We start from the raw sequence: 15,077 nt of genomic DNA, 5'->3' as shown, positions 1-15,077 counted from the left end.
GGTCCGGATTTGCGGAGGTCGTGTCCTCTCGCGAGTTCAGTGATGATTCACCGTCAGTTTGCCTATCTGGTCCCCTTGTCGCGCTCTTGCCCGTTCGCCCGTGTGCCGCCGCGGAGTGTGTCGTGGAGCCGGCGGCTCGGGTGTGGCCGCGGGTGGCAGTCGATCTGGGCGGGGTGGCGTCGGAGCATGACCGGCTTAGAGAAAGACGTTTGAGGCGATCGCGCGACTGGAGCGGGAGCGGTTTGTGGCGGTCATCGCGCGGAATGTTGACGCTCTGTCAGAAATATGTCATCCGGAGTTGCTCTCCACCCACACCAATGGTGCTACCGACACCTACGCGTCGTATCTGCGCACACTGCGTGAGTCCCCTCGACGGGGCCTCCCGGCGGATCGGGGTGCGACGTCAACCCTGGCGCCGGGAGGCCCTGTTGCCGGCAGGTGGACGAGGGGGCGGCGCCAGCGTTGGATGGCGATCACTTCGAGGACGAGTCCCGGCGCCCCCGGTAAAGAAGGCATGACCCGGCCGCAGCTCCCCGGAGCGGGGGGAGCAACGGCCGGGTCGGGGCGCGTCGTTGGGCGGGGCGGTTACCGTTCCGCGGTGGCTTCCAGGGGGCTCAGGGTGGCTGCTCGACGGGCGGGGAGGGCCGCGGCGACCGCTCCGATGGCCAGGGAGAGCAGGCACACCAGGGCCAGGGTTCCCGAGGGGAGCGCGAGCGAGTACGTCGTGAGCGCGCCGTTGGCCAGGGCGCCGACCGCCCAGGCGCCGAACACCCCGCCGACCAGGCCGAGCAGCGTGCCGAACGCGGCGACGGTGACCGCCTCAATGCGGATCATCCGTCGGATGCCGACGCGGTCCATGCCGATGGCGCGCAGCACGCCGATCTCGCGGGTGCGCTCCGACACCGACATGGCCAGGGTGTTGATGATGCCGAGCGTGGCGATCACGGCGCCGATGGCGAGCAGCCCGTACATCAGGGTGAGCAGGTTGCCCACGGTGCCGGCGGCCTCGTGGACGAGCTGGTTCCGGTCCTGGACCTTCAGCAGCGGGTTGTTGCCGACGGCGGTGCGCAGCCGGCCCTCCATCTCCTTGGACACCGTGCCGTGGTCGGTGCGGACCAGGACGCGCTGGACGGAGTCGGGCACGAAGCTGTGGGCCTGGACCTCCGCGCGGTAGCCGAGCGCGGCGCCGGCGACCGGGTTGTCGTCGTAGACGCCGGTCACGGTGTACGGCTTGACGTTCTCGCTGCGGCCGATGCTCGCGTTGAGCCGGCTGCCCGCGCTCAGGCCGTTGTGCTCGGCGAGGGTGCGGGACACGGCGATGCGGCCCGGTCCGAGGTCCTTCGCGGAACCGCTGACGAAGCGGAGCCTCAGGACGTCGGCCACGGCGGCCGGGTCGACGCCGGAGATCGGCTGGGTCATGCCGCCGAGGAACAGGGTGGAGTCCGCGATCGCGGTGGCGGTGCGCACCCCGGAGGCGTCGGTGAGCCGTCGCGCGGCGGCCGCGTCGATGGTGGTCGTGGTGGCGCCGGCGCTGATCACGTAGTCGGCGCCGAGGCCGGAGGCGGCCTGGCGGTCGAGGGCCTGCCCGGTGGAGTTGCCGATGACGGCGAGGCCGGAGACCAGAGCGGTGGTGACCAGCAGGGCGGAGGCGGTGGCCGCGGTGCGTCGCGGGTCGCGCAGCGCGTTCTCCCGTGCGAGGCGGCCGACGATGCCGAAGCGGCCGGTCAGCCGTCCCAGGAGGCGGATCACCGGGACGGCCAGCAGTGGCGCCAGCACGATCAGGGCGGCGCCGAGGAGCGCGCAACCGAGGAGCGCGTCCTGGAGGTTGCTCTCGGAGGCGTCCTTCGCCCCGGTGAGCGACACCAACAGGCCCGCGCCGAGCGCCAACAGGACGAGCCCCACCAGGCCGCGTATCCGGGAGCGGGCGGCGGAGGGCGGCTGCTCGGCCGTGCGCAGTGCCTCGACCGGCGCGATCCTGGCCGCCTGACGGGACGGCAGCCACGCGGCGAGCACGGTGACGCCGACGCCCACGGCGAGCGCGGCGGCGATCGGTTGGAAGCCGATGACCAGCGGGCCGCTGGGCAGCGGGCCGGCCGAGGCGCTCAGGACATGTGGCAGCGCCATGGCGATGCCCAGGCCGAGCACGAACCCGACCACCGATGCGGCGAGGCCGACCAGGGCGGCCTCCCACAGGACGGAGCGGACCACCTGGCGGCGGGACGCGCCGATCGCCCGCAGCAGCGCGATCTCACGGGTGCGCCGGTTCACCAGCATCGTGAAGGTGTTGACGATCAGGAACGAGCCGATGAACAGCGAGACCCCGGCGAAGATCATCGGCATCTTCTGGTAGCCCCGGGTCAACCGGTCGACGTTGGTGGCCTGTTGGGCCGCCTGGGCGGTGGCGGTGGTGGCCTCGGCGCGGTCGGCCGGCAGCACGGTCGTGACCCGTTGGGAGAGCTCGGCCTGACTGGTGCCGGGCGCGGCCGACAGGTCGATGCCCGTGTAGTGGCCGGGGGAGGCGAACAGCCGCTGGGCGGTCGCCTTGTCGAACAGGGTGAGGGTCCCGCCGGCGGTCACCCGCGGGTCCTTGGTGGAGACGATGCCGACGAGCCGCTTGGACAGCACCGGGCCGTCGGTGGCGAACCTGACCCTGTCGCCGATGCCGAACCCACCAGTGGCGGCGGTGCCGGCGTCCATGGCCAACTCGTCGCCGCTGCGCGGGGCGTGGCCCTTCAGCAGCGGATAGCGGTCGTCCTTGCCGTCCGCGCCGGGCACGTAGGCCGCGGCCAGGTTCGACCAGGTCCTGCCAGCCCGCAACGGGCTGCCGTCCTTGGCGGACAGGGTGGCGGAGCCGTCGGCCAACGGGCGCACGGTGTTGACGCCCGGCACCTTGGCCAACTTCCGTACCAGCGCGTCGTCCAGGGCGGTGGTGCGTTGGTCGGTCGCGTTGCTCGACGGGGCGAACTTCGGGTCCACGCTGACCGCGATGTCGGCGAAGTTCTTGGAGGCGGCGGCGCGGAACGCGGCGGCGGAGGAGTCGGCGAAGACGAGGGTGCCGGAGACGAAGGCGACGCCGAGGCAGACCGCGAGCACGGTCATCAGCAGACGGGCTTTGTGCGCAAGGACGTTGCGCAGGGCTGTTCGCAGCATGGAGGCAGTTCCAGGGGCGTTGGGGAGAGGGAGAGGGGGCGGGTGGGGCCGGGGCCCGTCGCGCCGGCGGCGGTGCGCGGCGCGGGGCGAACGACCGGCGGCACCCGGTCGGTTCAGCGAGTGCGGCCCTGGGCCTCGAACCGGAGCATCCGGTCGAGCACCGCGTCCGCGGTCGGTTCGAGCAACTCGTCCACGAGCCGGCCGTCCGCCAGGAACACCACCCGGTCCGCGTGCGCGGCGGCCACCGGATCGTGGGTGACCATCACCACCGTCTGCCCCAACTCCCGTACGGAGTCGCGCAGGAAGCCCAGGATCTCGGCGCCGGACCGGGAGTCGAGGTTGCCGGTCGGCTCGTCGGCGAACACGATCTCGGGGCGCGAGACCAGGGCCCGGGCCACCGCGACCCGCTGCTGCTGGCCGCCGGAGAGCTCGCTGGGGCGGTGGGTGAGGCGACCGGCCAGGCCCACCGTGTTGACGACCGCCTCCAACCAGGCGCCCTCCGGCTGGCGACCGGCGAGCAACAGCGGCAGCAGGATGTTCTCCCGCGCGGTGAGGGTGGGCAGCAGGTTGAAGCCCTGGAAGACGAACCCCACCTTGTCCCGCCGCAGCGCGGTCAGTTGCTTGTCCGAGAGGGCGCCGAGCTCGGTGCCGCCGATCCGCGTCGAGCCCGTGCTGATCTTGTCCAGACCGGCCATGCAGTGCATCAGCGTGGACTTGCCGGAGCCGGAGGGGCCCATCACGGCGGTGAACCGGCCCCGTGCGAACTCGACGGACACCGAGTCCAGCGCGGTCACCTCCGTCTCACCCCTCCCGTACACCTTGGTCAGGCCCGTGGCGCGGGCGGCCGGTTCGGTGGCGTGGGAGCCGGGGGTGGGGAACGTCTGTGACATGAGAACTCCGCCTGGGTGTGACGGTCCGCCGAGGGTGCGGCGGACCGGAGGAACACCACCATCCTCACCGCTTTCACCTGCACAAACATCGCTCTGGAGGCGGGAGTTGGGCTCTGCCGGAGGGGAGAGGCGGCGGGCTTTTCCCTGCCCTTGGACAGACCTCGTGGGGGAGGCGTCTCTGCCGTTGGACAGAGACGGCCCGCCAACGGGCCGTCAACGGCAACGGGTCGCCAACGGGCGCCGGGCGAGCACGACGAGTCGGCCGCGGGGCGAGGCCAGCCCCGGCCTCAGGAGGTCAGGCCCGCCCGGTGGGCGAGGACCGCCGCCTGCACCCGGCTCGTCGAACCGGTCTTCTCCAGGATCGCGCCGACGTGCGTCTTCACGGTGCCGACCCCGATCCCGAGCCGCTGGGCGATGTCCTGGTTGGACAGGCCCTCGCCGAGCATCGCGAGGACCTCCCGCTCCCGGGAGGTGAGCCGGTCGATCCGGTCGTCCCCGGCCGTGGGGGCGACGGTCCCGGCCCCGCCGCGCAGCATCCGCGCGATCACCGAGCCGGTGACGCCGGGGGAGAGCACGGCATCGCCTGCAGCGGCCGCCCGCACCGCGCGGATCAGCTCCTGCGGGCCCTCGTCCTTCAGCAGGAAACCCGAGGCGCCGGCCCCCAGCGCCCGGACCACGTTGTCCTCGTCGCCGAAGGTCGTCAACATCACCACGCGCGGCGCCGGTTCCAGGGCCAGCAGCGGCTCGATCGCGCTCAGCCCGTCGCACACCGGCATCCGGATGTCCACCAGCGCCACATCGGGGCGCTGCGCGGCGGCCTCCGCCACGGCCTGCTGCCCGTCGGCGGCCTCGGCGACGACGTCGATGTCGTCGGCGTGCCGGAGGATCAGCCGGACGCCGTGCCGGACCATCTCCTCGTCGTCGGCGAGCAGGACACGGATCGGCCGGGCGGGCTCGGTCATCGGGGGGTCTCCCAGGGGGCGGCGTCCCGAACCGACGGGACGGTGAAGCGGTCGATGGCGATGAGGCGGTGCGCGGCGTCGAAGCAGTAGCGGGTCACCGGGAAGCCGCCGGGGCGGGCCCCGTGGGCGTCGCCGAGCGGGTAGATGCAGCCGACCGTGCCGGCCGGGCGGGGCGGTTCGTGGCCGGTGGCCGCGGCCCGAATGGCGGGGAAGTCCGCCACGCCCTGCTTGGCCAGGTCCTGGAACGGCATTCCTACGTAGGGCGGTTGGGGAGGCGAGGGCACGCCCCGGGGGTGGCCGACGAAGACGAACCCGATCCCGAGGACCATCAGCACCCCCAGTCCGGCCAGCCCGAAGACGAGCGTCAGCGCCTCGGCGGTCCGGCGGGCGCGCTGCACGGAGTCGTCGCGCGCGTCGGCACCGGGCGCGGGCGCGGCGGGCGCGGCGCCGGGCCGTTCACCGGCGACGATCTCGCCGGGCTCGGCCGGCACGACGGCCGCCACCTCGAACCCGCCGGACGGTAGGGCGGTGGCGTCGAACTCGCCGCCGAGCAGTTCCACCCGCTCCCGCAGGCCCGCCAGGCCGCGACCGGTGCCCACGTCCCCGGCGGCGACCGACGGCGCAGGGGGAGCGCCGTTGCGGACCGTCACCCGCACCGTCTCGGCATCGTGCACGACCCGGACGGTGACATGCGCGGTGGCCGCGTACCGGTGCACATTGGTCAGCGCCTCCCGCACCACCCGGTGCACCGCTCGCCGGACCCGCTGCGGGCGGTCCGCGAGATCGGCGCCCTGCCAGGCGAGTTGGACGGCGATGCCCCCGTCGCGGGACTCCGCGACCAGTGCCTCGATGCCCGCGCGGGTACCGGTCGCGTCGGTGAGCGCGTCCGGCCCGGTGTCCCGGCCGAGCGGCCCGAGCACCCCGAGCGCCTGCCGCAACTCGCGCATCGCGTCCCCGGTCGTGCGGCGCACCAGGACCGCTTCCTCGCGCAGTTCCGGATCGGCCTTCTCCAAGGCCAGCTCCAGCCCGCCGGCGTGCAGCGAGACCAGGCTGAGCCGGTGGCCCACCATGTCGTGCATCTCGGCGGCGATCCGGGACCGTTCCTGGACCCGGGCCTCGCTGTCGACCAGCCGCCTGGCCCGTTCCGCCGCGTCGCCGCGCTCCCGCAACGCCCGGACCAGCCGGCTCTGCTGCCCGTACACGGTGCCGACCAGGCCCGGCACGATCACCGCGGTGACCGCCAGGACCAGGCCCAGCGCCACCCCGTACGGGATCGAACCGGGGCCCAGCCAGGGCGCCGTCGCCGTCGCGGCGACCACGGAGAGCAGACCGGTGGCACCGAGGAGGCGGGTCCGCCGGCGGGTCCGGACGGTGCGGCGGGTCACGCTGTACGCGGCCGCCGCGGTGACCGGGCCCAGGCACGGCAGCGCCCCGGTCAGCGCCGCGAGCGCCAGCAGCGCGGTGCCCGGGAAGCGACGGCGCAACGGGAAGAGCACGGCCCCGGCGGGGACCGCCAGCAGGTGGTAGCCGGGGTGCGGCAGGTAGTCGAGACGCGCCACCACCGCGAACAGCGCCAGCGCCCCCAGCGCCGCACCCACCGACTCCACCGCGGGCCCGCGCGAGAACGCGGCGGACCGGTGACCGGCGAAACGGCGGAAACGACTGGTGAGCGACACGCTCTCCAGTATCGGCGCCCCCTGACCACGCCGCCGTGAACCCCACGGCCGATCCCGGCTCTACCGAAAGACAGAGGCGCGCCGGCCACTCCCGGATCTCTTCCGGGGTTCCCGCTAGGCCCCGGCCGGGCGGCGCGGATCGCGGCGCATCGCCCACAACACCGGCCCGCCCTCCGGCAGGTGCAGCTCCGCACGCACCGTGAAGCCGAAGTGCTCGTAGAAGGACAGGTTGTCCGGCTTGGAGGACTCCAGATAGGCGGGCAGGCCCTCCGCGTCGGCCTTGGCCAGCCCCGAGCGGAGCAGGGCGGCCCCGTGGCCCCGGCCCTGGGCGGCCGGGTCGGCACCGATCACCGCCAGGTACCAGTGCGGTTCCTGGGGCGCGTGTGCGGCGGCCGCCTCGACGGTGTCCCGGAACAGCGGCGCCCGGTCGCCGAGGAGCTCCACCAGCTCCGCGATGGTCTCCGCGTCCGGAACGGCCTTGGCCCGCGCCTCCGGCGGGACCCAGAAGGCGGCCGCCGCCGCGGTCCGCTCGCACACGCAGTGCCGGAGGTACTGCCGGGTGAAGAGGGTGGTGAAGTAGCGGCCCAGGTTCGTCGCGCGCGAGGCGTCGTCGGTGAAGAACCACCGCATCATCGGGTCGTCGTCGAAGGCGCGGGCCAAGGTGCGACCGATCAGCGGAGCGTCGTCGATCGTCGCCGCCGTCGGGGTGTTCGTTGTCGACATACAGGTGATTCTGTACCCGGGTGATCTTCGATGGCGCGGCGGGGTCCGCTCCGCGTGCGGGCCATCGGGCTTGCTGGTGGCGGGAGTTGGGGGTGAACGCGGCGGCGGGGTCGGCGGCGGACCGTGGCGATGGGCCCGGCGGAGCCCGCGGTGACCGGCCGCCCGGCGCTGCGCCTCAGACGGAGCCGCGGTGCCGCCACCGCCGGAAGGGGTGGCGCGGAACCCGCACCGCGACCCGGCTGAAGTCCATCTGGCCGGCCAGCTCCACGTGCAGGACGGTCGACTCCGTCGGGCCGGCCCGGCGCGGAATGGTGACCTTGCCGTAGCGCACCGCGAGGGCGTCGGCGTGCACGGCGATTTCCGGGCGCGTCACCAGGCGCAGGAGTCCGCCGCGCATGTCCATGTCGATGCGCAGGGTGTCCCGCGTGAGTACGGCCTCGGTGAAGTCGAGCGTCACCTCCGACCAGGACGACAGGATCTCCACCCGTCGCGGCACCGTCCAGCGGCTGTCGCGGCGGAAGGAGCCGCCCTCCTGGTCGATGCGGAGCACGTCCGCCAGGTCCGCCGCGCCGTCGTCGAGTGCGGTGCCCTTCGTGGCCGGCAGGTCGGTCGTGAGCGCGGCGAGCTCACCGAGCGTCCGCGCGCCCAACGCGGATTCCAGGCGCTCGTCCAGCTCGACGGCGGTCAGCCGGCCGTCGCCCGCCGCGATGCGCAGGAGGTCCACGGTGCGGTCCCGGTCCGCGTGCGAGGCCCGCAACGCGGGCGCCGCGCTCGGGCGTTGGGGCCGACCCGTGGTCGAGGTCTCACCCGGCATGTCTCTCTCCCTGATCGGTGAGGTGTGATCCGTGATGCGCGATCTGTGGTGCGGGATCTGTGGCGCGTCATCCGTTGTTCGCGGACTTACGTTATATCGCGTTGCAGTCGCGAGCCAAGACGGCTGACGCCTTTCGGCCGGAGGCGGAGAGTCGGTGGTCTTGGGCGGCGACCAGCCCCGTGGCACGATCGGGCGGGTGACCAGCAGACCCACCACGGCGCAGCACCTGAGCGATCTCGCGCGCCTGCGCCGAGTCCGTGACCGGATCGACCGGGAGTACGACCGCCCGCTGAACGTCGAGGCGCTCGCCCGCGGCGTGCACATGTCGGCCGGGCACCTCAGCCGCCAATTCCGGCTCGCCTACGGTGAGTCGCCGTACTCCTACCTCATGACGCGGCGCATCGAGCGCGCGATGGCGCTGCTGCGGCGCGGTGATCTCAGCGTCACCGAGGTCTGCTTCGCGGTCGGCTGTGCGTCGTTGGGCACCTTCAGCACCCGCTTCACCGAGCTCGTCGGGATACCGCCCAGCACCTACCGGCGCCGGGCGGCGCAGACCACGGAGGGCCTCCCGCCGTGCGTGGCGAGGCAGGTGACCAGGCCGATCAGGAACCGGGAGGCACCGGCCGCCGACCCCGATTAGCGTGATTGCCATGAACATCACCATCGACACGAGCGTCCTCCCGCACACCGACCCGGACGCCTCGCTGGCCTTCTACCGCGACGTCCTCGGCTTCGAGGTCCGCAGCGACGTCGGACGGGGCCCGATGCGTTGGATCACGGTCGGCCCCGCCGGCCAGCCCGACACCTGCCTCCTCCTCGCGCCGCCGGCCGCCGACCCCGGCGTCACCGACGAGGAGCGCCGCACGATCGCCGAGATGATGGCCAAGGGCACCTACGGCTGGATCCTCCTGGCCACCAAAGACCTCGACGGCCTCTTCGAGCGCCTCCAGGCCAGCGACGCCGAGGTCATCCAGGAACCGACCGACCAGCCCTACGGCGTCCGCGACTGCGCCTTCCGCGACCCGGCCGGCAACCAGATCCGCATCAAGGAAGTGCGCTGAGTCCCACGAGTTGCCCAACTTCCCCGAGCGTCCCGAGCCCTCTGGGCCTCCTGAGTCCCCTGAATCAAGTGGCGCGTGGCGAGAGCGGGCGGGCAGACTCCTGTCCGTAGTGAACAAGGGACAGGGACAGGGGCGGGACATGGCGAACAGCGCACTCCTCGTGATGGACGTTCAGCGGGACATCGTGGACGCCGTCGACGACGGCTCCGGGTATCTGCCGCGGTTGCGCAAGGCGATCGACGGCGCCCGGTCCGCCAACCTCCCCGTGATCTACGTGGTGATCGGGCTGCGTCCGGACAGCCCGGAGGTCAGCCCGCGCAACCGGGTGCTCACCGCCATAGCCCGGGACGGTCTGTACCGGGAGGGGGACCCCGGCACCGAGATCCATGACGCCGTCGCGCCCCGGGAGGGCGACGTCGTGGTCACCAAGAGGCGGGCGAGCGCGTTCTCGGGAAGCGATCTCGACCTGGTCCTCAGGGGGCGCGGCATCGACAGTCTGGTGCTCACCGGCCTGGCCACCAGCGGCGTGGTGCTGCACACCCTGTGCCAGGCCGCCGACCTGGACTTCGGCCTCACCGTGCTGACGGATGCCTGTCTCGACACCGACCCCGAGCTGCATCGGGCCCTCACCGACAAGCTGTTCCCGCGGTGGGCGGATGTCGTGACCGTCGATGACTGGTTGCGGGGCATCGCGTGAGGCGGCGCGGCTCAGACGGTGGGGTGGTCGGGGACAACCACCGGTCCCTGGTCGAGAGTTGGCGGTAGTCGCGTTCCGCCGGCGACGTGTCGTTGGAACCCGGCGTCGGTGCGCAGGAGTTCGGCGTACGTTCCGGTGGCGTGGGCCGTTCCGCCGTCGAGCATGACGATGGAGTCGGCCGTCTCGATGGTGGTCATCCGGTGCGCGATGACGAGCAGGGCGCACTCCCGCCGGAGGTTGTGCAGGGTGACCGTCAGGGCGGCCTCGTTGGCGGGGTCGAGGTGGGCGGTGGGCTCGTCCATCAGCAGCAGTCGGGGGCGGGCCAGGATCGCCCGGGCGATGGCGAGCCGTTGGCGTTCGCCGCTCGACAGGCGCGCGCCCCGTTCGCCGATCCCGGTGTCCAACCCGGCCGGGAGGTGGCGGACCCGCTGGGCGAGGTTGACGAGGTCGAGGACCCGCCACAGGGCGTCGTCGTCGGTGGTGACGTCGGGCGCGGCGTAGCAGAGGTTCTCCCGCAACGTGCCGTGCAGCATCGGACAGTCCTGCTCGACCCAGCCGATCCGCGAGCGCCAGGCGTCGAGCCCGAGGTCCGCGACCGCGTGCCCGTCGATGCGGAGGTCGCCGCTCCACGGCTCGTAGAACCGGTTGACGAGCGCGAAGGTGGTGGACTTGCCGGCTCCGGACGGGCCGACCAGGGCGACGAGGGCGTGCGGCGGGACGGTCAGCGACAGCCCCTGGAGCACCGGAGTGTCGGGGGTGTATCCGAACCGCAGGTCGCGGAGCTCCAACGCCGGGGCCGCGGGGGCGTGGTGGGACGGTTGCCGACGCGGCGTGCCGCGGCCCGCCGGCGCGAGGGCGCGGTCCTCGGTGGGGAACGAGTAGACCTCCTCGATGCGTTCGATGGCGCCCTTCGCCCTGCTCACCGAGGCGACGCCCTCGATCAACTCGGTGACGGGGCCACCGAGTTGATTGGCGTAGAGCAGGATCGCCACCAACGCGCCGAGCGAGAGCGCCCCCTCGTCCACGCGGGCCGCGCCGACCAACAGGACCAGGACGAAGGCCGCGTTGATGGCCATCTGGGCCACGGGCGCGATCGTCGCGGTGAGCCTGGCGCTGTGCAGCGCCTCCTCGTAGGCGTGTTGGGCCAGCCCGGTCAGGTGGTCGATCTCGCGCCGTTCGGCGCGGTTGGCACGGACCGTGCGCAGGCCCGACAGGGCGCGTTCCAACCCCGCCGAGATCGCCCCGACGGCGGTCTGGAGCCGCATCGACACCCGACCGATCCGCGTCGACAGCACCTTGATCACGATGCTGCCGACGAGCAGCACGCTCAGGATGAGCAACATCAGTACCGGATCGATCACGAACATCGCGCCGACACTGCCCAGCGCGATGCAGAGGTTGGTGGCGAGTTGGACGGAGACGTGCGTCAGCGCCTCCCGCAGGACGACCACGTCCGTGGAGGCGCGCGCCATGAGGTCGCCCACGCGCAGCCGGTCGAAGGCGTCCATCCGAATCCGCAACAGGCGCTCGAACAGCCTGGTGCGGGTGTCCAACACGAACCGCTCGCCGGCCCGTTCCAACAGGAAGGCGGCGCCGGAACCGATCAGTGCCTGGCACAGCAACAGCAGGACCAGGCACGCCACCGGCAGGAACAGCGGCCGGTGCGCGGTGAGGGCGTCAACCACCCCCTTGGCGGCCAGTGGTTGGGCGACGCCGACCGCGGCCGCGACCAGGGTGAGGAGCAGGGCGGCGCTCAACGAACGGCGCTGCCCCCGGGTCAACGTCCACAGTTGTCGAAGCATCGAGCGCACCGCTCCCTCTCCGGACCGACCGGGCTCAGGACGCCTCCACCAGTCCGGACGACCGGAGTTGGTCGGTCATCGCCGTCAGGTCCTCGCGTGCCTGGTCCAACCCGATGCCGAACCGTTCCGCGAACTCCTCGGCCACCTGGTCGGTGGTGCGGCCGTCGAGCAGGCGTTGGAGCGCATAGGCGCCGGTCTGGTTGAGCTGCCAGTAGTGTCCGGTGCGCTGGCTCATCAGCACCGCGCCGTCGTCGGTGTCGGTGGCGAGCGTGTGGCTGGTCAGGCTGAGCTTCATGGGGCGACGTTCCTCCGTGAGATGGCCCTAGCGGGCCGCGTGCTTGGGAATCGTGGGGGCGACGGTGAGCAGCGGCCGGTAGTAGCCGTCGGGGTACGGTTCGTCGATCACCTGGCCGTCCGCCTCGATCCAGGCGTGGGCGGCGAACGGCGTGGTGCGCACGCCGGTCTGCCAGGTGGGCCACGTCCCCTTGACGCGGCACAACACGGCCGCGGCGATGGACCGTTGGAGACAGTTGTGGACCGCGCAGCGCAGGCTCACCGCGACCACCGCGGCGCGGGCCGCGGAAGCCTGCGCGGCACTGCTCGGACGGGCACCGACGCGCAAGCCCTGGAGCACGACGCGCAGATAGCGGGGCGGCAGCGCGGCCAGCGGCCGGGCGAGGGCCACCGCGGCCAGCGGCAACACCCGCCGATGCAGGGGCAGTTGGACGCGCGGCGGCAGCGCGCACGGGGGGCTGGTCACAGGGTCTCCTCGGGATCGGACACACGGGGACGAGGGGTGGCGCCGCTGTGGGCGAGGCCGGCGGTCGCCGACGACCGGCCACCGGAGCGGGCCGCGATCTCCCGCAACCACAGCTCGGCGCCCAGCGTCGCTTCCAACTGTGCGGACCAGACATCGGAGCTGCGCGGCGGCGTGCCCAAGGTGGTCCGGAACTTCGCCACGTCGATCAGCCCGCGGCGCGCCAACTGCGAGTCCGCGAACAGCTCCAACAGGTCCGGCACGTGGTCCTGCATGGCGCGGTCGACGGACTCCTCGCAGTACCCCTTGGTGGACCGGTCGAGGACCACATCGGGCACCAGACCCCGCATCGCCTCGGCCAACACCGGCTTGTACCGCCAGGGGGTGTAGCGCTCGTGGGGCTGGATCGACAGCACCGCCTCCACCACCCGGTCATCCAGGTACGGCAGTTCCAGGCGCAACCCCTCGACCGCGTACTCGCGGCACAGCAACCGCAACACGGGCCCGGCGCTGCGCAGCGCGGTGAGCGCCTCGTGCTGCCCGCGGTCCGGGGCCAGGGGGGCGATCCCCGCCGCCACGCCGTGGAAGAGCCGCTGCGTGGTCCGCACCGCGTCCCCGGTGGCCCATGGCGTCGCCGGCAGCCGCGCCCCCCACCCCAGGGCCGGGACCGGACTGTCCGGCGCGGGGCGCGCGAGCTGATCGGCACACCGCCGCCACCACGTGCCGAGGTCCTCCCCGCGCAACAGCTCGGACAGGCTGGCCCCCAACGGCCAGCGGGACAGCGCCCGGTGGGCGCGCAGTTGACGCCAGGCGGTCACCGGGCTGCGCCGCAACAGCGTGTGCAGATAGGCGGCGCTGCCGGTGAACAACTCGTCGGCGCCGTGCCCGGCCAGATGCCATGTGGCACCGTGCTCGACCAACAGTCGGATACCGGTGCGGACGGCGTTCATCCCCCGGGTGGTGGCCCGCGGCGCCTCCGTGTCGGAAGTCCAGTACGGCGGGGAGAACACCGGCGGCGCGCTGCTCTCCGGCATGGTCAGGTGCTCGGCGTGCTCCAGGGAGCGCGCGGCCCGCTCCGCGTAGAACGGGTCGTCGTTGATCGCGCTGCCGCCGGTCCACCGGAAGGTCAACAGGTCGGGGCGGTGCTCGGCGGCCAGGAAGCACAGCGACGTGGAGTCCATGCCGCCCGACAGGTCCGCCGACAGCCTGCCCTGTCGGGGCTGCCGCAGGGCCACCGCCTCCCGCAGTCGCTCGCGCACCTGATCGACGCCCTCGGTCAGGGACAGGTGCGGCTCCGGCGGCTGCCACCAACGCACCGTGCGCGTCGAGCCGTTGCCGGGCAGCACGAGATAGGAGTCCGCCGGCACCTGTTCCACGCCGCGCCACCAACTGCGTTCGCTCAACGGTGCGAAGAACATGCCGGAGGTCACGCTCGCCGCGAGCAGCTCCTCGTCCGGCTCCGCGCCGATGATCCCGGCCAACACGTCGGCCCGGTCACCGGCGATCGGCACCTCGTCCAGACAGGCGGTGAACACGCAACGGGACCCGGTGACGGTCCCCTGGAACCGCACCTGGCCGTCGACCGACGCCAGCAGGTGTGCGCTGCCGGGCAGTTGACGGGCCAGTCGGTCCAGGTCCGGCAGGGTGCGCACCTGGGAGATGAGCGTGGACAGGCGCTCCGACGTGACGGAGACCGTGCCGAACACCGCAACGCGCGCTGGGCCCGCGTCCGCCACCACCAGGTCCGCCGGGTCCCACGAGCCGGCCAACCACGGTCGCCCGGAAGCATGGGTCACCATCTGCGGTGCCGCGGACTCGACTTGGCGATGGGCCCAGGCTCCGCCCGGGGAGTCCGGGAAGACCACGAGGTTGTTGTCGTTGGGGGATTGCAATGCCTCACCACCAGGTATCAGGGCGACTTCCGCGCCGCCGGCGCGGCCGCCGGAGCACCGTCCATCACTGACGGAGATCGCGCAACTGCACACAGTTGAGATCACGCCATGACTGGCGTGACGGAACGGATCGACCGGCGCTCGCTCCGATGCCCTTCAGGCCGGGCGACTTGGCGCCGGCGGCGCACCCCCTACGCCACCCCTATATGCCAAGTCCGTGCTGCGTACAGGGAGATATTGAGCCGCGCGTTCTGCCGCGCCCCGCCATCCCTCCGAACGAAGGCGGTCGCGACCCGCGGTGACTCTTACCGCAGGTAAGAAAGCGTCTTGTATTGGCTTGAGTTGCTATACGTGAGTAGACACTCTGGTGGGAACCCGCTTACATGAATCGGCGCCACTTCGGAATCCACCGAGATGGATAGGAGAAAGTCATGTCCAAGAAGCAGCTTCCCGAGCGTTACATGCCGCCGGCTGCCGCCAAGGTCGGCCAGTTCAACAAGGACACCGACGGCACGATCCACACGAAGAAGGACGCCACGACCATCGGCTTCAAGAAGGCCCAGTAGTCGCGGTAGTGGCCTCTGGCTGATTGCCGGAAAAGAGATCGTACCCGGCCCTGCATCGGACCATTCCCTCGCATTCTTGTGCGACGG

At 72.4% G+C, this 15,077-nt stretch carries 14 protein-coding genes; 4 read left to right on the top strand and 10 right to left on the bottom strand.

Translation table 11 applies throughout. The features are described 5' to 3' along the window. Positions 1-585: 585 nt before the first annotated feature. The 6 genes from PV796_RS03345 to PV796_RS03320 form a co-directional block, all read right to left on the bottom strand. The gene (locus tag PV796_RS03345) at positions 586-3,150 is read right to left on the bottom strand and encodes an ABC transporter permease (RefSeq protein ID WP_274911317.1); all 2,565 of its coding nucleotides are present in this window, start codon (positions 3,148-3,150) and stop codon (positions 586-588) included. A 113-nt stretch (positions 3,151-3,263) separates the two neighbouring features. Next, positions 3,264-4,040 (bottom strand): ABC transporter ATP-binding protein, encoded by a 777-nt coding sequence (locus PV796_RS03340; RefSeq protein ID WP_274911316.1) that lies wholly within the window; start codon positions 4,038-4,040, stop codon positions 3,264-3,266. 287 nt (positions 4,041-4,327) lie between these two features. Further along, positions 4,328-5,002: a response regulator gene (locus PV796_RS03335; protein ID WP_274911315.1), complete on the bottom strand. Its 675-nt coding sequence runs from the start codon at positions 5,000-5,002 to the stop codon at positions 4,328-4,330. After that, positions 4,999-6,678, bottom strand: a complete 1,680-nt coding sequence (locus PV796_RS03330) for a sensor histidine kinase (protein WP_274911314.1) — start codon at positions 6,676-6,678, stop codon at positions 4,999-5,001. Before PV796_RS03330 ends, PV796_RS03335 begins: the two co-directional genes overlap by 4 nt. A 114-nt stretch (positions 6,679-6,792) precedes the next feature. Further along, positions 6,793-7,401 (bottom strand): GNAT family N-acetyltransferase, encoded by a 609-nt coding sequence (locus PV796_RS03325; protein ID WP_274911313.1) that lies wholly within the window; start codon positions 7,399-7,401, stop codon positions 6,793-6,795. Positions 7,402-7,576: 175 nt separating this feature from the next. Beyond that, positions 7,577-8,215, bottom strand: coding sequence for a DUF1707 SHOCT-like domain-containing protein (locus tag PV796_RS03320; protein WP_274911311.1), 639 nt, complete (start codon positions 8,213-8,215; stop codon positions 7,577-7,579). 196 nt (positions 8,216-8,411) lie between these two features. On the opposite strand from PV796_RS03320, the gene PV796_RS03315 reads away from it, so the two are divergent. From PV796_RS03315 to PV796_RS03305, 3 genes are all read left to right on the top strand, one after another. Continuing rightward, a complete protein-coding gene (locus PV796_RS03315) occupies positions 8,412-8,855 on the top strand; it encodes a helix-turn-helix transcriptional regulator (protein WP_274911310.1) in 444 nt (147 codons plus the stop codon). 10 nt (positions 8,856-8,865) lie between these two features. After that, entirely contained in the window at positions 8,866-9,276 is a 411-nt protein-coding gene (locus tag PV796_RS03310; RefSeq protein WP_274911308.1) for a VOC family protein, read from the top strand. A 139-nt stretch (positions 9,277-9,415) separates the two neighbouring features. Beyond that, entirely contained in the window at positions 9,416-9,973 is a 558-nt protein-coding gene (locus PV796_RS03305; protein ID WP_274911306.1) for a cysteine hydrolase family protein, read from the top strand. Positions 9,974-9,984: 11 nt separating this feature from the next. Here the strand turns inward: PV796_RS03305 and PV796_RS03300 are convergent, their stop codons facing one another. Genes PV796_RS03300 through PV796_RS03285 form a run of 4 tightly spaced genes read right to left on the bottom strand, consistent with a single transcriptional unit; the run spans position 9,985 to position 14,424 of the window. Further along, complete coding sequence (locus PV796_RS03300; protein ID WP_274911305.1) at positions 9,985-11,775, bottom strand: ABC transporter ATP-binding protein; 1,791 nt, start codon at positions 11,773-11,775, stop codon at positions 9,985-9,987. Positions 11,776-11,809: 34 nt separating this feature from the next. Next, complete coding sequence (locus PV796_RS03295; protein WP_274911304.1) at positions 11,810-12,070, bottom strand: lasso peptide biosynthesis PqqD family chaperone; 261 nt, start codon at positions 12,068-12,070, stop codon at positions 11,810-11,812. 27 nt (positions 12,071-12,097) lie between these two features. Beyond that, positions 12,098-12,535 (bottom strand): lasso peptide biosynthesis B2 protein, encoded by a 438-nt coding sequence (locus tag PV796_RS03290; protein WP_274911303.1) that lies wholly within the window; start codon positions 12,533-12,535, stop codon positions 12,098-12,100. Beyond that, positions 12,532-14,424, bottom strand: a complete 1,893-nt coding sequence (locus tag PV796_RS03285) for an asparagine synthase-related protein (protein ID WP_274911302.1) — start codon at positions 14,422-14,424, stop codon at positions 12,532-12,534. Before PV796_RS03285 ends, PV796_RS03290 begins: the two co-directional genes overlap by 4 nt. Positions 14,425-14,855: 431 nt before the next feature. Between PV796_RS03285 and PV796_RS03280 the strand changes: the two genes are divergently transcribed. After that, complete coding sequence (locus tag PV796_RS03280) at positions 14,856-14,990, top strand: hypothetical protein (RefSeq protein WP_274911301.1); 135 nt, start codon at positions 14,856-14,858, stop codon at positions 14,988-14,990. The last annotated feature ends 87 nt before the right edge of the window (positions 14,991-15,077 follow it).

Origin of the sequence: Streptomyces sp. WZ-12 (assembly GCF_028898845.1) — a bacterium.
Classification (GTDB): domain Bacteria; phylum Actinomycetota; class Actinomycetes; order Streptomycetales; family Streptomycetaceae; genus Streptomyces.
Note: the sequence above shows the minus strand (reverse complement) of the source record. Positions and strands in the feature narration are given on the sequence as shown.